General features: G+C 45.1%; 18 protein-coding genes. 14 read left to right on the plus strand and 4 right to left on the minus strand.

Annotation, left to right across the window (positions count from 1 at the left end; translation table 11 throughout):
- The first annotated feature begins 1081 nt into the window (after positions 1-1081).
- Positions 1082-2875: an adenine deaminase gene (gene ade / locus J2Z65_RS30535; RefSeq protein ID WP_167051966.1), complete on the plus strand. Its 1794-nt coding sequence runs from the start codon at positions 1082-1084 to the stop codon at positions 2873-2875.
- 176 nt (positions 2876-3051) lie between these two features.
- Here ade and J2Z65_RS30540 read toward each other — a convergent pair whose 3' ends face one another.
- A complete protein-coding gene (locus J2Z65_RS30540) occupies positions 3052-3204 on the minus strand; it encodes a hypothetical protein (RefSeq protein ID WP_167051968.1) in 153 nt (50 codons plus the stop codon).
- 197 nt (positions 3205-3401) lie between these two features.
- Here J2Z65_RS30540 and J2Z65_RS30545 point away from each other — a divergent pair, with 197 nt between their 5' ends.
- Entirely contained in the window at positions 3402-3935 is a 534-nt protein-coding gene (locus J2Z65_RS30545) for a YceI family protein (RefSeq protein ID WP_167051970.1), read from the plus strand.
- Between the two features lie 82 nt (positions 3936-4017).
- Here J2Z65_RS30545 and J2Z65_RS30550 read toward each other — a convergent pair whose 3' ends face one another.
- From J2Z65_RS30550 to J2Z65_RS30560, 3 genes are all read right to left on the minus strand, one after another.
- A complete protein-coding gene (locus J2Z65_RS30550; protein WP_167051973.1) occupies positions 4018-5592 on the minus strand; it encodes a sensor histidine kinase in 1575 nt (524 codons plus the stop codon).
- 366 nt (positions 5593-5958) lie between these two features.
- Positions 5959-7509 carry a response regulator transcription factor gene (locus J2Z65_RS30555; protein WP_167051975.1) on the minus strand — a complete coding sequence of 517 codons (1551 nt, stop codon included), beginning with the start codon at positions 7507-7509 and terminating at the stop codon, positions 5959-5961.
- The gene (locus J2Z65_RS30560) at positions 7496-9196 is read right to left on the minus strand and encodes a sensor histidine kinase (RefSeq protein WP_167051977.1); all 1701 of its coding nucleotides are present in this window, start codon (positions 9194-9196) and stop codon (positions 7496-7498) included. Before J2Z65_RS30560 ends, J2Z65_RS30555 begins: the two co-directional genes overlap by 14 nt.
- Before the next feature lie 413 nt (positions 9197-9609).
- On the opposite strand from J2Z65_RS30560, the gene J2Z65_RS30565 reads away from it, so the two are divergent.
- The 12 genes from J2Z65_RS30565 to J2Z65_RS30620 all read left to right on the plus strand — a co-directional run bounded on the left by J2Z65_RS30565 (position 9610) and on the right by J2Z65_RS30620 (position 24691).
- Positions 9610-10464: an ABC transporter permease gene (locus J2Z65_RS30565; RefSeq protein ID WP_240159446.1), complete on the plus strand. Its 855-nt coding sequence runs from the start codon at positions 9610-9612 to the stop codon at positions 10462-10464.
- 45 nt (positions 10465-10509) lie between these two features.
- Complete coding sequence (locus tag J2Z65_RS30570; protein ID WP_167051980.1) at positions 10510-11382, plus strand: carbohydrate ABC transporter permease; 873 nt, start codon at positions 10510-10512, stop codon at positions 11380-11382.
- Positions 11383-11443: 61 nt separating this feature from the next.
- The gene (locus J2Z65_RS30575; RefSeq protein WP_240159441.1) at positions 11444-13123 is read left to right on the plus strand and encodes a type 2 periplasmic-binding domain-containing protein; all 1680 of its coding nucleotides are present in this window, start codon (positions 11444-11446) and stop codon (positions 13121-13123) included.
- A 119-nt stretch (positions 13124-13242) separates the two neighbouring features.
- Positions 13243-14322 (plus strand): Gfo/Idh/MocA family protein, encoded by a 1080-nt coding sequence (locus J2Z65_RS30580; RefSeq protein ID WP_167051984.1) that lies wholly within the window; start codon positions 13243-13245, stop codon positions 14320-14322.
- A gap of 26 nt (positions 14323-14348) precedes the next feature.
- Positions 14349-15371: a Gfo/Idh/MocA family protein gene (locus J2Z65_RS30585; protein WP_167051986.1), complete on the plus strand. Its 1023-nt coding sequence runs from the start codon at positions 14349-14351 to the stop codon at positions 15369-15371.
- 88 nt (positions 15372-15459) lie between these two features.
- Positions 15460-16410 (plus strand): sugar phosphate isomerase/epimerase family protein, encoded by a 951-nt coding sequence (locus J2Z65_RS30590; protein WP_167051988.1) that lies wholly within the window; start codon positions 15460-15462, stop codon positions 16408-16410.
- Between the two features lie 9 nt (positions 16411-16419).
- The gene (locus tag J2Z65_RS30595; protein ID WP_167051991.1) at positions 16420-18159 is read left to right on the plus strand and encodes a hypothetical protein; all 1740 of its coding nucleotides are present in this window, start codon (positions 16420-16422) and stop codon (positions 18157-18159) included.
- Between the two features lie 16 nt (positions 18160-18175).
- Complete coding sequence (locus J2Z65_RS30600; protein WP_167051993.1) at positions 18176-20410, plus strand: glycoside hydrolase family 88/105 protein; 2235 nt, start codon at positions 18176-18178, stop codon at positions 20408-20410.
- A gap of 394 nt (positions 20411-20804) precedes the next feature.
- Positions 20805-21041, plus strand: coding sequence for a phosphoribosyltransferase (locus tag J2Z65_RS30605; RefSeq protein WP_167051995.1), 237 nt, complete (start codon positions 20805-20807; stop codon positions 21039-21041).
- A gap of 273 nt (positions 21042-21314) precedes the next feature.
- Positions 21315-21575, plus strand: a complete 261-nt coding sequence (locus J2Z65_RS30610; RefSeq protein WP_167051998.1) for a hypothetical protein — start codon at positions 21315-21317, stop codon at positions 21573-21575.
- A gap of 313 nt (positions 21576-21888) precedes the next feature.
- Positions 21889-22215 carry a hypothetical protein gene (locus J2Z65_RS30615; RefSeq protein WP_167052000.1) on the plus strand — a complete coding sequence of 109 codons (327 nt, stop codon included), beginning with the start codon at positions 21889-21891 and terminating at the stop codon, positions 22213-22215.
- A gap of 391 nt (positions 22216-22606) precedes the next feature.
- Positions 22607-24691 (plus strand): right-handed parallel beta-helix repeat-containing protein, encoded by a 2085-nt coding sequence (locus tag J2Z65_RS30620; RefSeq protein WP_167052002.1) that lies wholly within the window; start codon positions 22607-22609, stop codon positions 24689-24691.
- The last annotated feature ends 57 nt before the right edge of the window (positions 24692-24748 follow it).

Genomic DNA, 24748 nt, shown 5'->3' on the forward strand with positions numbered 1-24748 from the left:
ATCTGTAACGTTGTTTTTCGACGCTAATGTGTGGTGGATCGGCAGCCAGATGAAGTTAACGATGTAAAACAAGCTTAACGTTGGCGTGAGAGCTCTGATCACGGTCAAGGTCCATCTGTAACGTTGTTTTTCGACGCTAATGTGTGGTGGATCGGCAGCCAGATGAAGTTAACGATGTAAAACAAACTTAACGTTGGCGTGAGAGCTCCGCTCACGGTCAAAGCCCATCTGTAACGTTGTTTTTCAACGCTAAAGTGTGGTGGATGGTCTGCCGTGAGAGCTCCGCTCACGGTCAAAGCCCATCTGTAACACTCTTTTACATCGCTAAGAGGTGGTGGACCAGCACGCGTCCCAGCCCTCCCCAAAAGCCCAAAATTGGGCTTTTTTATTTTGCGCCTATCGATTGAGGGAACTACTGTCCCTTATTATGCTGAAAAGCGGACTTTTGACGGCTGAGTGGGAACTGTAGGGTTCTATTTTACTGTTTTTGACCGATATGGCTTAATAGCTCGGATGTCAATTAAGATCCTGTAGTTCCCGCTAATATGAGCATTCGGCCATATGAGTCAGAATAGAGGCTCTGAGTTCCCTTAAGTGAGGCACTGAAAACAGTGGGCTGCGCAATAAGTCTTCAGTGAGCGAGAAGTTGCGTCGTAGTGCCGGTTATTTTTGGGCCTCGCCTTTGTTGTTGGGGTTAATGTTTTCTTTAGAATGACTTCGACATTTTCTGACACCTTATCCACAGAATCTCTAGTACAATAGGACTAAACTAGATGGACAGAAAAGGATGAAGTGTGTGAAAACAACCTTACAACACGTTCATGTTCGAAGAATCATGCGATATTTCTTAAAAGTCGCAAGTATTGAACAGCTTGAACTCATTTCAAATATTCTCAACAGATGCATCCATAAGCGAAAATCACAACAACGACCAGAAGCACACTTGAAGTAAGTGATGCCCGAAGCACGGCTTTCGTTCAGAAGTTAAAATTATAGACTATCCTAGGCACGGCGTGGGATAGTCTTTTTGCAGCTTCCGGCTATAATAGTAGTTGAAACTCATAAAGGGAGCCTACCAACCATGACTCTAAATAAAAGAAGCAAATTAGTTGAAGTAAGCAGAACGCTGGCTCAAGTTGCAACAGGCCGTGCTTTTGCCGATGTTGTCATTAAAAATGGAACACTTGTCAATGTATATTCCGGGGAATTGCTTGAGCATACGGACGTTGCTGTCGCCGTTGGCAGAATTGCGTTTGTCGGGAATGCAGACCACACCATCGGAGATCAAACGGTCGTAATCGATGCCGCAGGGAAGTACATAGCTCCTGGATTTCTGGACGGCCATATGCATGTTGAGAGCACGATGCTATCCGTTACGGAGTTTGCCAAAGCGGCGCTGCCCAAAGGAACAACGGGGATTTTCATGGATCCGCATGAGATCGCCAATGTGTTTGGCTCAGAAGGGGTTAGGCTGATGCACGAAGAGGGGCAGCAGCTCCCGCTCAAAGTGTTTACGACTTTCCCATCCTGCGTACCTGCAACGACGGACTTGGAAGATGCGGGCGCAAGCCTAGAAGTGAGCGATATTGAGGAGGGACTGCAGTGGGATCAAGTGGTCGGACTTGGCGAGGTGATGAATTTCCCGGGCGTCGTGTACGGTGATCCGAAAATGTGCGGAGAGATCGAAGCGACGATCAATAGTGGCAAAACGGTCACGGGGCATTTTCCGAGTGAGGATGACCATATGCTTCAAGCCTATATCGCATCCGGCGTGACCTCAGATCATGAAACGGTAACGCGGGAGCAAGGGCTGAACAAAGTCCGATTGGGCTTGCATTTGATGATTCGGGAAGGTTCGGCTTGGCATGATGTGAAAGAGGTCATCAAAGTGGTCACGGAAGATAAGGTGAACACGTCCAATATCTCCCTCGTCACGGATGACGTCAGCCCGCAAACGCTGGTGGAGAAAGGACATCTCAACCATGTGGTGCGCCGTGCGATTGAAGAGGGTGTCGACCCTGTCACCGCTATTCAAATGGTGACTATTAATGTGGCGCGTTACTTTAACCTGGAGAAAGATCTAGGCAGCCTTACGCCAGGTAAATGCGCAGACATTCTATTGCTCGATGATTTGCAAAAGGTGGAGCCTACAACGGTCATAACGGATGGGCAGGTCATTTTTGACGAAGGTAAGCTGGTCGCTCAATTCCCTACGTTTGTGTATCCGGCGCATATTCGCAGCTCCATGAACGTGAAGCGGGAGCTGACGGTGGAGGACTTCCAGCTTGCGAGCCGCGGCAAAGAGGAGAAAACAAGCGTCAATGTCATACAGGTGATTGAAAACAGTGCGAGAACAGCGAAAATGACAGCAACGCTGAGTGTTGAGCAAGGGATCATCCAGCCGGATACCGAGCAGGATATTGTCCGTCTTGCATGCATAGAGCGGCACCGCGGCACCGGTGAAATTTCGCTTGGTTTTACACACGGATTTCAATTGAAATCCGGTGCTGTAGCGTCAACCGTTGCGCATGACAGCCACAATTTAATTGTGATGGGCATTAATGAGCAGGATATGGCATTCGCCGCTAACGAGCTTATCAAATTGGGAGGCGGAACCATTGTCGTCGAGAACGGCAGCGTGCTGGCTCAAGTTCCATTGACGATTGCAGGTCTCATGTCAGACAAATCTTTGCTTGAAGTTGTCGAAGAGGTTGCGCAGCTCGAAGGAGCATGGAAACAAATCGGTTGCCCGTTAAACGCGCCGTTTATGACATTTTCATTGATTGCACTGCCCGTTATTCCGGAAATTCGGATTTCAAATCGCGGAATTGTTGACGTGACTCAGTTTAAGCTAATTGATGTGGAAATTGTATAATAACTTGGAGGGTGCCCCTGAGGGTACTCTTTTTTTATCCAAATTATTGTGAATGGAAGGTCCGGTGAATGGCGGGGTTATTGGTGGAGACAAGTTTAAGCTGCCTTTGAGTTATGGCTTAATAAAGCGGACCGTCAGGGCTAGTGCCCTGGCGGTCTCCGCGCTTTTTCCGTGCTTTAGCGTAAATAAGGGAAGTAAGGAATTTGAATAGGCTTGCTGCTCACATCTGCAGGTTTAATTACGATGTCCTTAGAACTTGTTTCCTGAGGAGGCACTTGAATGATACCGCTTCCATCATAATACACAGGTTTATTTTGTTCCGTAGCCATTCCTGCTTCCTCCTAAAATGGGATTTTTTATTTCGCCTTCTGATACATAACGTATCATATAAAGCGAGATTAAACAATGTGTATCTTACAGAATTTGTTTGACAAAAGGCGGCCTGAGAGTTACGATTAGTAGTGAATGAGAATTAGTTAGTATATTATTTTTAATAAGTTATAACTAATGAGGAGGCGCAACTTTTATGGCAAAATCGAAATGGGCAGTAGATGCAAGTCACAGCAGTATTGACTTCTCAGTTAGGCACATGATGATTGCTAAGGTTAAAGGCACATTCCACTCGTTTGAAGCACAAATAGAAGCTGATGCAGAGGATCTGACGTCAGCGAATATTCTTTTCCAAGTTGACATAAGCAGTATAGACACTAGGAATTCAGATCGTGACACGCACCTGCGTTCGGCAGATTTCTTCGATAGCGAGCAGCATCCTACAATGACATTCCAGTCTACGCAAATCACAAAAACAAGCGATGGGGAGTACGCGGTAACCGGCAATCTGTCAATGCATGGCGTCACGAAACCGGAAACGTTTGACGTTACGTTTGAAGGCGTGGGCAAAGATCCTTGGGGCAATGAAAAGGTTGGTTTCAGTGCAGTTGGAAGCATCAAACGCGCAGATTATGGGTTAACTTATAATGCCGTACTGGAAACAGGCGGAGTTCTGATCGGTGATGAGGTCAAAATTTCAATTGAAATTGAGGGCGTTAAACAGCCCTGAATGTAAAACACGAACAGCAGATTGGGAAACTTCCCGATCTGCTGTTTTTCTATGGCCGCGAAGAAGCTAGGGGGGACATATCTTACATATCAACCATCGGCAGCTTAAAGCTAAAGATGGAGCCAAAGCCGATCGCGCTTTTCACTTCCAGTGATCCGCCATGATCAACGGCAATTTTATGGCATATGGAGAGCCCCAGACCGGTACCGTTCTCCTTGGTGGTATAAAAGGGATTGAAGATTTTCTCCAGCTCCCCTTCGGACATGCCATCGCCGGAGTCCTCAATTTCAATGATCGCGAGTTCATTTTCCTGTTTTATGCGCACGTGAACATCGCCAGGATGCTTCATCGCCTCAAATGCATTCTGGATCAAATTTAACAGAACTTGTACAATTTTATCCCGGTCAATGAATATATAAAGGGCTTCCTCATTGTCTTCAAAAATGATGTTATGCCCGCGATACAGCGCATCCGATTCGGCTAAGGACAGAACCCTGTCCAAGCAATCGCTTATGGATTCCGGTTTCATGTTGCTGATATGCGGTTTGGAGAATTGCAGAAATTCCGCGGTCAGCTCGTTCATTCTTCGAATTTCACTCATGATCAGCTCATGCCAAGGTTGGATATTGTAGGCTCTTGTGGTCGCGATTTGCATGAAACCTTTGATCGTTGTAAGAGGGTTTCGAATCTCATGTGCCATACCTGCAGCTAGTTCCCCGATCATCTTCATTTTCTCAGAGCGGAATAAATGCTCTTCTCTTTTGAGCCAGACAGCCCGTTTATTTTGGAACAACCGCTCCTCGGCAAGAGAGATTAGCTCTTCCTTCGTCGACGCCTCTAAGGGATACTCGGCAAAGCTGTAAGTTACTTGAAAGCCTAAAATATTCGCGTCCAAGGACTCGCTAATCGTAGAAATTAGGTTCTCTCTGGCTGGCAAAATAATGGCGAATTGGTCCCCGGCGTACCGCGACATGGCGTAAGAATCGTAGAACATGTTGCCAAGTAAAAGCGAAATCTGGTTCAAAGTTTCATTTCCGTTATGTATATTTTCGCTGTTCACTGATTTAAAATCCTGAAAGTCCAATAAAACGAGCACAAAGCTAAAGCGCTTAACTATTAAATTTTCAATCGTGGTCACGTAGCCTTCATAATTAAGCAGCCCAGTTAGCGGATCGTGTGTTGTAAGATAATCATTTTCTTGTTGTAACCGCTTCTTGTCTAATTCGGATTTGAGAACAAATTGGACAAGCAGCACGAAAATAATGGAACTGGCGATGTCATAGATCGAAACTAGGAGGTTGTAGTAATTAAGAGGCATGTAGGATAAACGAATCATGGAGTAAACCCCGATGTACAGCAGTGCGGTCAGAAAGGTGGAGGTGTACTTCAGTCTGTTTTCAATAGCGAATCCAATCAATAAATAATACAGGAGCAAGCACCAATTTAAGTGACTGGACCAGTGAAAAAGGGCGAGTAAAATAAACTGGATGTTAGGTGAAAAAGGGAGCTTACGCTCGAAAGCAATGCTGAGGTAAAAAGCGATACCGAATAAGAGGACTGCAGCGATGCTTGGTGCTTTACCCAGAGTTATGGATGAAAAAATGGTCAAACAACAAATAAAGGGGACGCCTATATGTTTGATTATCTTGATGACCAACAGATAACACTCCCGACTATTGTATAGAATAATGGAATTGGCAATCTTCATCTTTTAGATTATAAACGAAGACGGATTCAATAATTGTCGGTTTCTGTCATGGATTTCGTTAATTTTTGATGTTTTTTTTTAGTTATTTTAAGAGGGATTGTCACAATAGGGAACAACGATCCGCTATTTTTTGCAAAATCGATACTTCTGCCAATCAAGGGGAACTACAGTCCTCTAATTTACAAATTTCGGATCATATGTAAGTTTTGAAGGGTGAATAAGGCCTTGTAGCTCCCTCAAAACCTTGGTATCAGCTCAATATTGCTCAAATAGCTCCCTGTAGTTCCCCTATAGCTAAAAGATGGACAGCCTCTATTATCTTTGATTTCGGTATTCTTTGGGTGACATCTGGAACTGCTGTTTAAATACGTTTGTAAAATAATTCGGCTCATCGAATCCAATGGCGCAGGCGATCTCGAATATTTTCATATCTGTGTTCCGAAGCAGCAGGGCAGCTTTATCCATGCGCAATCGGGTGACGAATCGGGTGAAGCTTTCGCCGGTCGCTTTTTTAAACAGAACGCTAAAATAACTTGAGTTGAGGTGGAGGTGGGCGGCCACATCCGTTAACCGGCATTCCTCACTGTAATGCTCTTCGATATATTTGGTAGCTCTTTCAATGACGTTGTCGCTTTTGGACGCTTGCCAGCTGTTAAACAGAAGCAAGAAGCTCTTCACCTGTGTGTCCGCCCAATGAATAACGTCCTTGGCCGTCCAATGCGCTTGCGGTATGTCCGTCGGGATTCTCCCCAGTGATTCTTTTTCGTCAGGGTCGAACTGTTTTTGAATGGTTCCGAGCAGAGCAATCGAAAGCGTTAACGCTTGAATTTTCATATCTTCAGGCGTTTGCTGGGTTAAATCCGTAAGCAACTGATTCAATAGCTGCTGCAGCGCGGCTTCCTGTCCGACTAGAATGGCTGACATGAGCTGCATTTCGAGCTCGTTCACTTTCGCCTGATTTAGTGAGAGAGTCATTCCTGAGCCCGAACCTGATTCGATATCTACAGGCTGTGCGCTTGCTGCCGAGGGCTCGCCGCTCTTGAATTGTTCATAAAATTGAGCCAGCTGCTTGTAGGAGGGAGCCGCGCCCATAGCTTGAATGTTCACGCGAATATTCAAATACTCCAAGGAAGCATCCTGCACGGCTTGTACGAAACTTTCGTCCAGCCCTGGCTTTTCAGCAAGCGCGACGAAACGATCATGTTCGACCAAGAGGAGACGGGCCTCTATGCCTGCTCCTTTCAGCAGCTCCTCAGCGATATTGGAGAAGGCAAACTGCAGCAAGCTCAGGTCCGCTTTGCCATAGTTTTTATGAGCCAAGTCTTCACTATTCAGCTGAAGCAGCCACAACTCCTTTGTAGAGAGAACTTCATTCATGTTTTTCATGGCTTCGTATGAGGAAGGAAGGTCTAACAATGCCGCACGAAGCTCTTGATCCTGCTGCAACTTTCGCTGGGAAAGAAGCTGCTGCTGGTGTGCATATTTTTCATAGTAACGCTCGGAGGCTTTATTCATGACCTGCTTCACATCTTGTTCGGTGCAAGGCTTGATGAGAAGATCCAGTGCTCCGAGTCTAACAGCTGCCTGCGCATATTCGAAATTTTTGTACCCTGTAAGGATGATCACCAGCAGATCGGGGTAATGCTTTCTCAAATGCCCTACGAACTCGATTCCGTCCATAACGGGCATGCGAATATCCGTAAGCACGAGATCGGGTTTGACCTCATCGACCAATGCCAGCGCATCTTGCCCATTGCTGGCTTCCCCGACAACGTTCCAGCCAAGCTGTCCTTCCTCGAACATTTTGATCAAGCCTTTACGGAAGTTAGGCTGGTCTTCAACGATTACCACGTTACCCTTCAGCATGCTCGCTCAGTTCCTTTCTTGTTGGGTTATTCGGCAGAATAAGGCGCATCGTCGTTCCACTATTCACAACGCTTTCAACTTCAAGACGGTAAGGCTGCCCGTGAACGAGCTCTAATCGCCTAACGACACTGCGAACACCAAGATGTTCCCGTCCATCCGAGCGCTGAGGCAGGGAGGCGCCCTTCGGCCCCAGCAGGATAGAGATCGCGGTTTCATCCATGCCGCAGCCGTTATCGGTTACTTCAATTTCCAGATAGTCTTGCTGCTGATGTGCACGAATAACCAGGACTTTATGCGCCACCTTATTCCGGAAGCCGTGTACGAATACATTTTCTACGAGAGGCTGGAGCAGGAAGCGCATCATTTCGTTGTCTAGCACTTGTTCATCCGCGTGGATGATAGTTTCCAGGTCAGGCTCAAATAATTCCGTTTGCAGCTTCACGTAATTGCGAATTTGCTGAAATTCTTCTCTCACGGTTGTCAGTGTCCGAACGGGCATCAGCGAATATTTGAGCATTTCCGAAATGGTAGCGATCAATGCAGCCGTGTCCTTTTCATTTTGCAAATAAAGCTTCCAATAGATCTCATTAAACATATTGTGCAGAAAATGTGGGTTGAGCTGCACCTGCAGCGCTTTAAGTTCAGCTTCTCTTTCGCTTAACTGCGTTAAATATACTTCTTTAATCAGCCTGCCGACTTGTTCAGCCATGGCATTAAAGCTCTCGGCCATATATGCCAGCTCATCCTTCGTGCGAATTTCAATGCGGGCATTGAAGTCGCCGGAGCGTACTTTGCGCAGTCCCATCAGCAAATCCTTGAGCGGTCTTAACAGATTGCCCGTAGAGATGACGATGAGTATGCTCGTTAGCAAAATGCTAATTAAGCCGGTATACACAATCCGCTTGGATAAATTTTTGTTTTTAGCTTGAATGTCTGATAGGGACGTCGAACTGACAAGTTTGAAGGAGGTTGCTTTGGATTCACCTTGCACATAGAGATGATTGTTCATCACGCGAGTTTCGTTCATATCCTTTAGCAGCTGCGCCTTCTCATCCGTTTCCTGCGTGGAATTGCTGAACAGCAATTCTTTATTCTCATTGTACAAATAGACTTCGCCTGTGCCGTCTTTGGTTAATTCCTTCAGAATGCCTGCAAAAAACGATTCATCGACGGCCATCACGAGGACACCGTACGTTTGTAAGGCACTATTTTTCATTAGCCGGGCGATTATAATGGTTTGCCTGAAACCGCTCGGTTCAATGGAGCTCGGAAGCGGCATACTCATCCAAGCGAGGTTTCCATATGTATCGCTCAGCTTGGATTGAATCGTTTGAAAGGTAGGAGCATCCAAGTTTTTAATTGCCGAAGTGGTGTAACTGAAATAAGAAGGATTTCCATTTAAGTCGTATAAGTACATGCCCGTAATATAAGGAGCGTCCGACTTGAGTTGGAAAATCTGTTCTTCAATTTGCTTTTTATCATAGTACAAGTTAAAGGCATCAGAATCTTCCTGTGAATTGATTCGCTTGATGAGCATCTCAATTTGCGGATTGAATACGACGGTTTGTGAGACGCGAACAATTTCTTGCACTTTCAGCTCGATTTTAGCCAAAGCCTCTTCATTCGTACGTGAAAACTGCTTGCTGATCTCCTCTTCAAACAGCTTCAGGTTATACTGATAAGTCAAATATCCGGTGACTCCGAAGGCAAGTAGAATGATGGCGGATAGACTGAAAATTAATCTGATCCTAAAGCTCCTGTTGATTCCTATGAGTAATTTGCGCCAGATTTGCATCTCAATTTCCCCAGTTTGCTTAGAATTTAGGCCAATAACAGTGATGAGGACATTATACAATATTTTTTTTGGATAAAAATCGATTCCAACCATTACCTAATGAATTTATAGATTCTTCTATAATTTTTTAAGGGTTTTGTGTCACGAACCCGATATGATAGGATTCATATCAATGAATTAGGGAGTGAGCAATCATGAGCAGTCGGGTAGAAGAACCTCCTGTCACTTTATCATCCGTGAATCTACAAAAGGCAGCTTCGTTAAAACGGAGCAGGCGTTTAAAACAAAACATTCCTTTGTTCATCATGCTAATTCCTGTTATCGCTTATTACGTGTTGTTTAAATATTGGCCGATGGGCGGACTTGTTATCGCTTTCAAGGACTATAATTTTGCGGATGGTATTTTGCAAAGCCCTTGGGTGGGGCTGAAGTATTTCAAGCTTTTGTTTTCCAGCTCAAATACGCTCGAAATTATTTGGAACACGTTTTGGCTGAGTTTTCTGACCCTGGTATTCGGCTTTCCAATTCCTATTTTTCTAGCCGTTTTACTCAATGAGGTTAGGAAGTCGTGGTTTAAAAAATGGGTGCAAACAATCATTTATTTACCGCATTTCTTCTCTTGGGTCATTGTTTCAGGTATCGTCTTATCCTTATTTGCAACCGATTACGGTTCCATTAATAAGGTGCTCAAACTATTTAATATTGAACCGATTACTTTCTTATACGAGTCGAAATCTTGGATCAGTATCTTTATTGGATCGGGCGTTTGGAAGGAAATGGGCTTCAGTACAATCATATACTTGGCTGCTCTGACGACCATTGATCCATCGCTTTATGAATCCGCCTGCATGGATGGGGCTACGAAGTGGCGCCAAATGTGGCACGTAACGCTACCGGGCATTCGGCACACCATTATTCTATTGCTGATCTTAGCGATGGGGAAGGTGATGGAGGTTGGCTTCGATCAAGTGTACAACTTACAGAACGCCGCAGTTGCGGACGTTTCGGAGGTCATCAGTACTTACATTTATAAAATAGGTCTGGGCAGTTCACAGTTTAGCTTAACGACTGCCATGGGACTATTCGAATCCATCATTAGCTGCAGTCTCGTGTTGATTGCTAATAGAATTGCCAAAAAGTTTGATCAAGCCTTGTTCTAAGTTTGCCAAGAGATTTGCAATCATCCAATGAAAGGAGGACATGTATTGAAAGCGACAAGAGGAGAAAAGCTTTTCTATGCTGTCAATTATGTGCTACTCGCATTAATTGCCTTAACTTGTATCCTGCCGTTTATTCATATTATTGCGTTATCGCTGAGCGATCGGACTTCCGTAGATTCAGGTCATGTCTTCTTTTGGCCGGTAGGACTGCAGTTCACCGCTTATAAAATTTTCTTCATTGCGAGCCCAGCGTTTAATGCTTTTAAAAATAGCGTGTTAATTACATTGATCGGTGTGGGGTTAAGTTTATTGGGTACCATTTTAGCTGCCTACCCGTTATCCAGATCCTACTTAATTGGTCGTCGTTATCTGGTTCTTGGTATGGTGTTTACGATGTTATTCTCTGGAGGTTTAATCCCAACTTATCTGGTTATCAAGAACATGCATCTCATTGACTCTTACTGGTCATTATGGTTAACAGGGTTTATTAGTACCTACAATATGCTGTTGATGAAAAGTTATTTTGAGAACATTCCTTATGAAGTCCAGGAAGCAGCGCGAATTGACGGATGCAGCGACACTTCGCTGCTCATCCGAATTATACTGCCTTTATCTATGCCGATGTTAGCTACACTAGCGCTGTTCTATGGCATTAGCTTTTGGAACGCGTTTATGAGCGTGCTCATGTACATTAACAAGAGCGACATGATGAATTTAACCGTCGTTGTTCAGGCCATGCTGCAAAAGAACGATCTTTTGAACTCGCCTTCACTCAATAGTGAGGAGCAGGCAGCGGTTGCTACGGAAATGGTGAAAGCTGTTGGCGTTGTTGTGATGGTTGTGCCTATGCTGGTGATTTATCCTTTCTTGCAGAAGTATTTTGTCAAGGGCGTTATGCTTGGATCCGTTAAGGGTTAATATCGTTGGTGTTCCCGTTTAACAAAACTTCACCATAAAATTTTGCAGGGGGAAAATGCACATGAAAAACATGAAACTGTGGCTTGGAATGACAGTAGGGGTTGTAGCTTTAGGCGCAACGTTAGTTGGATGCAGCAGTGACAAAAAAGAGGGAGCAGCAGCAACCACGGCTGCAAGCAAGCCTGCTGACAACAAACCAGCCAAACGCGGGGATGTTACGGTATCCATGTACGATCGCGGTGCTGTTCCAGCGTCAGAAGGATCTTATGAAGAAAATCGTTGGAGCAAATGGATCAACCAAAACGGGCCGGAGAATGTGAAGTTTGTACCGATCCTCCGCAGCGATTCAACGAAAAAATTGAATGTTTTGTTTGCATCGGGTTCCGCACCGGATATCGTCAACGAGTATAATACACCATTTCGGGGTAGTTTGTATGATCAAAAACAATTGCTTCCAATTGATAACATTTTGCAATACATGCCTGAATACCAGAAGCTGCTAACCCAATATCCACAGTTGAAAAAGGCAGGGACGAAACCAGACGGCAAGCTCTACGAGATCGGTAAGGTAAAAGAAGCGGTTCCTGCGCATATTTTATTAATTCGTACGGATTGGTTGAAAAAATTGAATCTTGCTATGCCGACAACAACGGATGAATTATTGGCTGTGGCCAAGGCATTTGCGGACCAAGATCCAGACGGTAATGGTAAAAAGGATACGTATGGCCTAAATATGAGCACTTATTCGGAACAAGCCATCAATGAGATGTTCGGCGAAAGCTCTTCAAGTACGCTATTGGCTTGGGATCTTAAGGATGGCAAAGTGGTCCGTGCTTGGGACAAAGAACTCGCATCCCTTGCATTTAAGAAACGTCTCTATGATGAAGGCCTTATTGATAAAGACTACATTAATGATAAAGACGGCGCAAAGGCTAAACAGGACTTTCTGAATGGTAAGATCGGGATTTACGTTAAGTTCTCGGGAGGCTGGTATGACTTTGTCATGAACGACCTGACTACGCTGAAGAAAAATGCGCCTGGGGCGGATGTGGCTCCGTTAGGTTATCCGAAATCACCGCTCGGGACATTTACTGGCGCTATCGATAATCCAGTTCAGATGACGACCGTTGTGAACGCAAAAGCGAAAGACCCTGAAGCTGTTGGGCGCTATCTTGATTTTATTATGAAGCCGGAAACCGCTAATAAAATTGTCAATGGAGATGAGGGTACCCACTGGAAGAAAGCTCCTAATGGCTGTCCACAGGCGATAGACCCTGCTAAGTCGAAGAATGAAGTCGCCTACGCGTATGACTATACCATGTTCTTCTCATCGGGAGTCGATAAATGTACTTATGTTCTAAACGGCTTTAACGCCGAGGTGCCAGCACAAAAAGCTGGAATGGATATGTATAAAGAAGTTCAGAAGCTTTACTTCGATCCGCAAAGAGAATATCCAGGGATTGCTTTAGGCGACCACATGCCTGTGTATCCAGCTGATCTTCAAGTCATTAACACAACGATCCTGAAAGAAAAGGGTGACTTATTCGTTAAGGCCATCCTTAGCGGCGCTAAATACACGCCGGAACAAGCCATTAAAGACTCGCAAGCCGCTTGGGCGAAAGCAGGCGGCCAGCAGCTCGAAGATTTCATGAACAAATGGTATCAAGAGAATAAAGATAAAGCGTTCCTTGCTAAGGATGCTATGACCATCGCGAAACAACAAATGGAAACAGTCAAATAATTCATTCTTGATAGAGGAGCTGGATATCGATAGGGTGCCTGTGCATTCAGGCGGCTCATCGCTATCCAGCATCTTCTTTGATAACCAGAATAAAGGATTACATCATGGGAGGAACATATATGAACAAGGTTAAAGTCGGCATCATTGGATGTGGCGGTATTGCAACGGGGAAGCATTTACCCTGCTTGAGTAAAATTGAACAAGTGGAAATTTCCGGATTTTTCGACATTTTTCCTGCAAGTGCGCACAAAGCTGCAGAGAAATTTGGTGCACCAGGAGCTAGGGTATACGACGATTACCGCGAATTACTGGCAGATCCTACGATTGATGTTGTTCATATTTGTACGCCGAATGATACGCATGCCGAAATCTCGATTGCCGCTTTGGAAGCAGGCAAGCATGTGATGTGCGAAAAGCCGATGGCCAAAACAGCAGCGGATGCCCGTCGTATGGTGGAAGCCGCTAAGCGTTCAGGCAAAAAATTAACGATTGGCTACAACAACCGTTTTCGCGCAGACAGTCAACATTTGAAACGTGTCATTGAAGATGGCGATTTAGGTGAGATTTATTTCGCGAAAGCCCATGCGGTCCGCAGACGCGGTGTCCCGACTTGGGGAGTTTTCCTGGATGAAGAAAAACAAGGTGGAGGGCCGCTGATCGATATCGGTACGCATGCTCTTGATTTAACACTTTGGTTGATGAATAACTACGAACCTAAGGTGGTGCTGGGCACCGCTTACCATAAATTGTCACGCAAGGAGAACGCTGCGAATTCATGGGGGCCGTGGGATCCAAGCAAGTTCAAAGTTGAAGATTCCGCATTTGCGATGATTGTCATGAAGAATGGGGCAACCATTATGGTGGAAGCCAGTTGGGCGCTCAATACGCTGGATACCAAGGAAGCGAAATGTACGCTTTGCGGTACCGAGGGCGGGGCCGATATGCAGGATGGCCTGCGAATTAATGGTGAAAATCACAGCCGTCTGTATGTAAACCAGATGCAGTTCGAAGCCAAGGGTGCTGACTTCTACGAAGGTAAGAAAGAAAGCATGCAGGATAAAGAAATTCGTCTATGGATTGATGCCATTATTCATGATAAAGAGCCGATCGTAACGCCAGAGCAGTCCTGCGTCGTATCGGAAATCCTTGAAGCGATCTATGAATCGAATCGAACTGGGAAAGCGGTCTATTTTGACTAAATGATCGGAAAAGAGGCGGCTACTCGATGATAAAAGTTGCAATGTTAAGCTTCTGGCATGTGCATGCCAAAGACTATGCACGTATGGCAAGTCAGCATCCCGATACCGAAATCGTGGCCATTTGGGATGAAGATGCGCAGCGCGGCAGGCAGAAAGCCGATGAGTTTGGCGTTAGGTTTTATGCGAATCTGCAGGAGCTCTTGGACAATCCTGAGATAGATGCGGTCATTGTAGATACACCCACAACGGTGCATCGGGATGTGATTATCGCCGCGGCTCGCGCGGGTAAGCATGTCTTTACAGAAAAGGTTGTTGCTACTACAACAAAGGAATGCAAGGAAATACTAGCAGCGGTTGAAGCTGCGGGCGTAAAGCTCACGGTGTCTTTGCCGCGGCTGTACACCGGGTTTGCTCAAAGCATCACGAACGCTATTCAAGAAGACTATCTTGGCACGATAACGACGGTACGTATCCGGCTTGCTCATAATGGCGCGCTCCCGACAGAGAACAATCCGAATGGCTCCCTGCCTTCGTATTTCTTCGATCTGGAGCAGTGCGGGGGAGGAGCCTTGATGGATCTTGGCTGCCATCCGATGTACTTGACCCGTTTATTTCTGGGTTTACCGGAAAGCGTCAGCGCCAGCTTCGGCTATATAACGGGTCGTGAGGTAGAGGATAGCGCGGTTGCCCTATTGCGTTACCCAAGCGGAGCACTTGGAATTGTTGAAGCGGGATTTGTGAACAGTTATTCGCAATTCGACATTGAGGTACAAGGGACCGAGGGAAGTATGAAGTATTCTCGAACCGATGATCTGGTGTATATTCGCAGCTCCAAGTTGCCAGGCGATGCAGCAGCAGGATGGCAGGTAGCCCAGGAACTGCCGGCGAGTCTGCCGACCCCGTTCGAACAGTGGGTGTCGCATATGAAGAATGGAACAACGGCTTCTCAGAATATTCAATTAGCGCTTGATTTGACTCGTTTGATGGAAGCATCGGTGTTATCAGCACGATCGGGTGCAGCTTTTCAATTGCGAGATCTTACCGAATAAAGCGGCATACCCGCAGAAAGGCCAGTTCATCCCCTGCATATGGAAGAAGGGTGATCTGGTCTTTGTCATAATATAAGGAGGCAAAAAGATGATCGACAAAGGGGAATATTCATTTTCAACCTGCTGGAACATTAAAAAACATACGATTGGCCGGGAAATGATCGAGGAGATCAAAGCATTGGGATTCCGTTATGTAGAATTGAATTACAACGTGACAGATGAGTTGATGAGTACCATCGAGCCGATGATTGAAAAAGGAGAAATCGGCGTTTCGAGTGTCCACAATGTATTTCCGTTCATCGACGATAAGGATTACGACACGGATTCCGTCATGCTGGGCTTCGATGATGAAGAAAAGCGCAAGCGCTCCATTGAACTGCTCATTCGATCGATGGAATATGCGAACAGATACGGCGCCAAAGCTGTAGTTGTACACCCGGGCGAAGTGCCTTTTGAATACAATATTGATCTTGATTTGAAGAAGCTTTATCGGGATCATGGAAGGACATCAGCCGAGTATCAAGGGTTGTGGCAGAACATGATGGAGAGGCGCAACCAATTAAGTCCGCGATATACGAAACGGATTCAGGACAGCCTGGAAGTAGTGAGTGATTACACGGCGAAAAAAGGATGGAATATCGCGATTGGCATCGAAACGCGTTCGAGATCGTATCAGATGCCGACGCTGATGGAAGCGAAGACGATCTGCGACAATTTGGAGGGAAGCCCCGTTCGTCTCTGGTACGATATCGGTCATGCCATGATGATGGACCGAATGGGATTGTACGAAAATTTGAAGGAGCTGGAGGAAGTTAAGCGTTATATATATGGCGTTCATATTCATGAAACGCTGGAGCTTTCCGACCACTGGTGTCCATATGTGCATAGTAAGGATTTGCATTACTTTGATCATTTCCTTGAAGCGATCGACATTGCAAAGGTGAAAGTGTACGAGTTGAAGGCTTTGTGTCAACCAGATGAGATTGATGAGAGCCACAGACTAATCACAAGTAAAATAGCGGCTAGGAAAGGGAGTTAGGTGACGAATATGGACTTCATATATAAGCAGTTAGTGGAAAGAAATGACGATCTTGCAGCGGCAGCACAAGGGAAACAGGTGCTGGATCCAGCCTCCAAGTATTACGGGGGAGTTATCGATGAAACCGGCATTGCGCGCGCAAGCCATCATAGTACCCCAGTGTATATAGCCGCATGGTCTGCCGCTCTGGTCAATCCGGACTCCAGATACTACCATAGTGAATCGATAGCGGCTTCTTTGGATTTAGCAGCGGATTTCATGCTGAACAGACAGCATGCAGACGGGACGATTTCGCTGGGTTCAACCAATTACAACTCACCTCCTGACACCGGCTTTGTAGTTGGTGGCGTAACGCAAATTTATCAGCTGCTCGCTCGTCATGATTGGGCTGGTGTAAAGTACAGTGCTGCTAAGCTAAAGCTATTTCTCGAGCGAACGATTCCTGCCATGCTGACAGGCGGATGCCATACGCCGAATCACCGGTGGGTCATTACGGCTGCCTTAGCCCAATTACATGACATTTTCAAAAAGCCCGAGCTGCTCGCGAGAGCGGATGAATGGCTGGCCGAAGGCTTAGATATAACGGCAGACGGCGAGTGGACCGAACGCAGCAACGGCATTTACAATGCTGTCAGCAATATTGCGTTGTATCATACCGCTCGTGTATGGAACCGTCCCGAATTACTGGAAAGCGTGCGCCGCAATCTGCGCATGATGGTTTACCTCGTTCACCCTTCAGGTGAAGTTGTGACCGACTATTCAGGGAGGCAGGATTTCGGCCAAACCTACGACATGGCTACGTACTACACGATATACCGCCTAATGGCCGCTCATGACCAGGATCCTGTGTTTGCTGCAATGTGTGATTATGCGGGTACCTTCATCAAGCATCCTGATGGCGTAAACAATAATGCCTTATTACACGTACTTCTTTATCCGGAAGTAGAAGAAGCTATCCGTGATTTGGAACGTGCTAAACTGCCCGATCATTACGCCTGCATCCTTAATCACCATCATCCCATGAACGAACATTTGAGCTTGATCGAGGCTGTCGGCCATCATTTGAAAATTCAGCATAGCTCTATGCACTTGGCCTTCGGAGCACCGGTCGTACGCATTCGCGAGATGGATAAGAGCGTAACCATCATGCCGCAAACGCCGTCCTTCTTCTCGCTTCGTCATGGGAAAGCAAGGCTGCTGGGCATTAAACTGTCCACTTCTTTTACACCGGGCATCGTTAAATTTGATCAGTTGAACGTAGAGGATGGCGTTTACCGCTTAAGTGCCACCATGGAAAAAGGCTATAACGGGCCAATCCCGCAGCAGTATTTGCCCCTTTCGGCAAAAGGTTCGGTAAGTCCATGGTACTTGCTGCCGCACCAGGTCAGGCCGATGACGCATTTGCAAACGCATGAACTGCAGGTAGAGATTAAACAAGAAGCGTCAGATTGGACGATCCGCATTCATTCGGATGAGCGCGAAGACGTATTTACGCAGCTAACCTTTATTTTAGGCAATGAGGGTGTTGTCGATGGCGGCGATCTGCAGAATGCAGGGGAAGGGAAATATTTCCTGAAAAATGGGGCTGTGACCTATAGCGTGGATGACGATCGAATTGAAATCTCCTCAGGAGCCTTTGAACACTTACTGCCTATACTTCGAGAAGATCAGCATCCGGCAGGATGCCAATATGTCCACGTGAACTTGGTGACACCGTTCGATCGAACTTTCACCGTGCGGCTGCTATAGAAAGGATTGTGAAGCTATGACAACCTATTTCAATGAGCAAGAGAGTATCCAATCCCGCTTGGGCCGGGATGATAAACGTACATTAAAGGTGCTTGCGGATCGTTATATCGGGGCTAATCCTCCCGTGCCGTTCGCGTTCCGTGCGTTCAATCGCTCAGGTATTCTGCAAAATGAGGAAGGATTATTCGATCTAAACCTTGGCTGCAGATTTCCAGAGGCAAAGCAAGGTCAAATTTCTTACGCGTACTCGCTTGTATGGAGTGATAGTGAACGTAATTTAGATGTTTTAATGCGTTGTTTGGGGCCAATTCAGTTTTATTTTAACGATGAGCTTGCTTATCGATCTAACGTTATTGATGAATTGAAGCCGGATGCGACAGTTAAGCTGAACCTCAATTTCGCGAAAGGCTGGAATCGTCTGTTCATAAAAGCCAAGGTGACGGCGGCGGGATTCGGCTGCTTGTTCGGATCCGATGAAGCTAAAGTCAGAATCCTGAATGTACGTTCTCCTTTTGCCGAAAGAGAGGGGCAGGCAGGTTGGGTGTACTCAGCTCCGATTGACGCTGATAGGTTTGAAGAGAGTCCGCTGCCAGCGGCGCTCTCTTCCGAGAAGGAGCATAACTTAACCTGGCTGCCGGCATGCGAGTGGAGTGAAGAGGCGTTAGCCCTGCACAATTGTGAGCGCTTGTTCGGCCTTCAACCTGGTAAGAAGGCGTATGCTTGGACCCAGCTGAACACGGCCAGTATCGGTGCGGCTCCCTATGTGCTAAAGGGGACAACGACCGGTCCTTTAACCGTTTGGGTAGATGGGGAGCAGGCGGCAGAGTTTCGAACGGAGGGCAACTTCCAAGTAGAGGTGCCGCTTGCGTATGGCAAGCACGATATACTGATCCGCAGTGAATGCGAGCTCACTTCGTCTTCTTGGGGCTTTGCTGTGAATGCTTTTGCGGGTGGAAAGCAAGTTCCATTCCATTCGCCTGTGGACGTGCATGGCTCCAATGAGGCATGGCTTTATTTGGGCCCTTTTGACGCTAATGCGGAGCTGAATGCCAAGGAAATCGCCACAACGAAGCGTGTCATTGCTGACAATTATTGGCGTTTGGACCGCCCGTCGACGTGGATTCGTCCCTATTACGAAAATGCGATGCTGAGCAATAAATGGACCGTCGGGAATACCACCAATTATGCCCGTTGGGACTACCCGCTGGGGGTAACCATCTACGGATTGCTGCAAACGGGTCGTTTATTGGATCGATCCGATGTTCTCTCGTACGCGCTAGAGCACGTTCAAAGTTGTACCGACATGTTCGATTACTCGCTGTGGGATCGCGAACAGTACGGGTTTCCAGCAATCAATCAACAGCTTGTTATGATGAAAATGCTTGATAACTGCGGCTCGTTCGGCTCTGCCATGTTGGAATCGTATAAAGAAGATAAGAATTCGGGGTACTTGCCAATTGCGGAAAGAATTGCCGATTTCATGCTTCAGCAGTTGGAAAGAAAGGAAGACGGGGCCTTTTACAGAGTGTGCCACGACGAGTACTCAGCTAATACGATGTGGGCCGACGATCTGTATATGAGTACGCCATTTCTGTGCCGCTATGCGGCAATAACGGGAAGCCGTGAAGCGCTCGATGAAGCGGCTAAGCAGTTCCTTTTGTTCCGGAACTATTTGTTTATGCCGGAGCAGCGGATCATGTCCCACGTATTTGATTTCAAATACGGGATGCCGACGAGGATTCCGTGGGGGCGTGGAAACGGATGGACCCTATTCTCCCTGACCGAAGTGTTAGAAGCCTTGCCGGCAGACCATGTGCATCGCCATGAGCTCGTCCGCTTCTTTAACGAGCTGTGTGCGGGATATGCCGGACTTCAAGCGGAAAGCGGGCTGTGGCATCAGGTCTTGAACGATCCCGACGCGTATCAGGAAGCTTCTTGCACCGCCATGTTTGCCTATTCGTTTGCCAGGGGCGTCCGGTTCGGCTGGCTCACGGAGCCGCAGCGGTTCGTTCAGGCAGCGCTGAACGCTTGGAATGGCTTAACGCAATTTGCCATTGACGCACAAGGCAATGTGCATGGTGTGTGCAGCGGCTCGCGGTATGCTTTTACAGCGGATTATTACAAGAAGGATCTGCTTACCGTCACGAATGATAACCACGGTGTAGGCATTATGATGCTTGCGGGTACGGAGATCGTTAAGCTGAAGGACTGGCTTGGGGAGCAGAGATTAGCACCGAGCGAAGTAGGTTAAGCCTGATTAGGCAAGTTAATTGAGTGGGGGGTGAGCGGAGCTCGCCCTTTTTTTCGTGCGGCGAAGGGCGTGTCTCGTGGGTAGGATGACGGGCAGGGCATACAGCTAGTCTCGCATAGGGGAACTACAGGGCACTATTTTGCTGTTGGAGACATATATTCGGATGAATGCGTGAAATAAGAGACTGTAGTTCCCCTTCAACCTCCGAAGTTTCGCTTTTCGCCTAAATAAGGGAATGAGAGTTATTTAGGCGAATCTCAAGAGCCTTTTCCAAACTTTCTAGGTAATTGCAGGTACGAGGTAAGCGGAGCTTAAATTTTTAATGTTTTTAGGAAGGATTTAACTTTAAATACATAATCTCCGTTTACTGAAGGTCATCTGGAGATTAGATCAAATGTCTCAAGAAGTTAGAGAACAAAAATACGATGCTTTAGTCATTATTATGCGCGGAGGGGCTCTTGCAGGCACACAGATGGCATTTTTAACGGGGTTACCTTATTATTTTTTGAATTATAATCGCAGTCTAAATATACCTGTTTGGTTTCATGAACCACAGAAATCTGAACGAATTTTGCTAATAGAAGATTTTGCGGGCTCCGGTAGAACAGTCATTATTGCAAACAATTCCTAGCTTGACTCTGGGATACGTTGCAGTGTGTAAAGATCATTTATCTGCCAGTCAACCTAACTACTATTGCATTGAACGCCAAGATAGAGGGGCCAGATTCATTCTGCCTTGGGAACGTCACCGTTTGAATACGACATGATTTACTAGAGACTGCATTATTGCTCAGAGATACATATCCTCTATCGCCATTAGCGCATGTTTTAGAAAAGAGAGATGTTATTGTTACGGGCAGACCTATGATGGATGAAGAACGGACCATACTGTGGATGACTAGTTATGGCATTAAGAATGGATGTATTTCTGAGGGATGACCAAATTCTACGTCCCACGAAAAAGACCACTGCTGAATGGAAAGGGAAAAAGGCACTTGGTCTTGGATGTACCCGCTATGTGGAAAGTGAAGCATCGCGACCCGTTCATATTGCGAAGTTATATCCTGAGCTTCAAATCGTGTGGTGGAATGATAGGGAGCCAATCTTAATGGAAGCAACAAGTCGATTAAATCGGAGGAATGTGCGTGATGGTGCTTTACTATGATACCCCACCATTTGTAGACAGTAGAATGATTCGAAACTATTAAAAAGGTTTAAACCTCTTTCTACAGGTGAGGGATATCTATGGAGATGTGCATGCGAATGGGTAGTATGTAAGAAGTACACTCTCATGTAAAGGCTCTTTCGGCTTGGTTAGCCGATACTTTTTTAGTAGCAGATTATGCCGAACAGATTCAAAATAAATAGGTAACCTCATTACATTAATTTGGATTTTTTCGTTCTCAAATATATAAATATGAAGTATAATTCTTAATAAAGAACGCCTTATTAATTTTTATATTGAAAGGAGTCTTTGCATGTTAGCAGCAAAAAAGCCTGCATTTATTATTTTACTCATTATTACATTAATTTTCCCTACACCTGCATTTGCTTCAACAGTTGCTAAGTCAGAAGATAATTCTTTTTTTAAGCTGTTTCAATCTTACTACTCTGGAAATAAGTATGATAAGTTTGATAAGCATAATGAGTATGATAAGGAAGATAAGTACGATAAGAATGAATCCAATGTTTGTTTAGGGTATTCTCCTGACAAGGGCCATGATGATGGTAGTAAGGATGACCATTACTGGGGGTTCTGGTATAATTTCTGTAAAGAGTTCTTAGATAAGCCGATTTGTTATTAGTGATGATTTCACGATTTCGTCGGAGGGTGTTTGTTTTATCCCCCTTGAGTATGCAGTAAGGAATTAGTTCCTTACTGCATACTCAAGGGGGATTTTTTTCTTTTAAACAATTCTAAATGACATCTAGTCAAATTAAGATTGACATGGAGGCACAAAGGGTTTTGGAAAAGAAAGAACTCAAAAGAGAGGGGATATCCGGAGGGGCAGTGACTTTATCGAAATTCATTTGACAAATTAATGCAATATACTAACAGAGTCTATTAATAAATAGAGAAATAATCCAATCTATTGCGTAGTTTATGAATATATTATAAAGAGAAACTCAGAATGGCAGGTTAAGAGTTCATGGATTGTTAGCCAGTATAAATAAATATAAAGGAGGTCATATAAAATGGCAGATTCTATCTATTTGTTGGAATTAGATCGTTGGGGTATCTACAATGACGGCACACATCCCGTAGAAACAACAAAAGGCTTTAATGATGCATTGAAATGGGCACATGACAACGGGAAGACCACATTCAGGGTACCGGCCGGTCTTTTCCTAATAAAGAAAGGCCCAGAAACCGATGTTTCTGCACAAATCAATATTCCTGCTAATATGACATTTGAGATGGCAGAGGGAACAACCCTGAAAAAAGAAAGCAATGGTTATGAATTCTACCGACTTTTGTATGTGGGACCAATGGTTCAAAATGTAACTATTAAAGGCGGTATATTGATTGGAGATCGTTATACTCATGACTATACTCAAAAACAATATCCGTATACTCAGAATACTCACGAAGCAGGATTTGGAATTACGTCGGATGGCGCACGCAATTTAACGATTGAAGGCGTGGTAATCAAAGAATTTACTGGTGACGGAATCATGGTCGGAAATTCAAGCGGGTGGCTTTCAGGTTTTTGGGATTCCGATATCGAACCAGGCTCCATAGATACACAAGGCAAGCTTGTTATCGATCCAACCAGAATCCGAACAAAAAAATCCATTAAGACTGATTTCCACAATGCTCCCCGAGCTGAGCTGTTCAACAGAGGTTTTGTGATGTTTCACCCAGAGGCAGGGGTGGACGAGAATGCCGGGTTTGATGTTTACTTCTATAAAAATGATGGCACTTTTCTTAGTGCTGAACGAGGTGGATTATATTACACCGAAGAAGTTCCCATCCCCCAAGGGGCTGACTATTTCTTAGCTGTGTTCACTCCTACCAAGTCAAATGGTTATTCAGTCATTTTAAATTTGATCGCTTTAAGTAAACAAATTCTGATGAAAAACTGTAATATTTCTTTCAATAGAAGACAGGGCATCAGCGTTGTCGGTGCACATGATGTGACAATTCAGAATAATGTTATTCATGATATTCAGGGAACAGCACCAGCTAGTGCCATAGATTTCGAACTCGGGCGAGCATCAATGCAACAAAATTTCAAAGTGCTGAATAACACATTTTATAATAACAATGCTTATAATGTCATTTTGTTCGATGGATTCAATGCAGTGATTGAAGGCAATTATTTTGGGAAGTCCAATATAGGACTTGCACAAGGCGATCATTTCTATGGACCCGTAGCGGTATACAATAATGTGTTTGATAACTGCGGTATTTCTGCAAAGAGTAACGTAACTATTGAAAACAACACGATTAAAAATGCTTCTGTTAACGTAAACGGTAATAATGTAGTTATCAATGAAATAGTTGCTTATGATACGATGTTTCAATTCCTAAACTCCAACAGCTTAGGAATTACGGTTTCGAATGTTGAGATCCATAGCACGGGACAGAAGCAGAATATGTTCCAACTAGGAAATGAACCTGTAAAATTCTCTAATATTTTGATTGACGGCCCCGCAAAAATGTCCCTTTTTTCGGGAAATGCGCAGGGAAGTATTTTTTCAAACCTTAAACTGACCAATTATCATCCAGTATCGAAATATCCACAATCCTTGCTGCCAGGAAAGTACACGGATTGTTTATTCCAGGTTGGCACAATTGATGGATATACCAGTATCCAAAACCCGGGGTTATATGAATTTAATAACTGTCAATTCGTAGCTAAAGGTCACGCTGTTCTAATGATTCAAAATTTAAATACAGACGTGACTATCGAAAACTCTACAATTACTCTTCTGGAAAACTCAGAAGACTTCCAGTATTTGATCTATGTATTACGCGCGAAAAGGGTATCTATTTTGAATAATGTCATCAATGCGAGCTTTTTAACAAAGTCCTCTATCTATGCCCCGCTTATTGAAATTAACACTTATTATGGTAGTACCCAACCTTTTACTGTTGAAGCCCTATCCATCAATGGCAACACTATTTATTCTAATCTGCCAGCCACGGGTATACGCACGATTGCTGCAGGTATAGGAGCTCCATCATACTTCATTGAGAACAATACCTTAATTAACTCAAAGCTTGAACTGAAGGAAAATGATGTGAACCAAAATAACCAGATAATAACATTATAGAGAGAGAGAGAGAGAGAGAGAGAGACGCAGGCTCTGCAACTTTTTTATTAATATTGA

Origin of the sequence: Paenibacillus aceris (assembly GCF_017874035.1) — a bacterium.
GTDB lineage: Bacteria > Bacillota > Bacilli > Paenibacillales > NBRC-103111 > Paenibacillus_E > Paenibacillus_E aceris.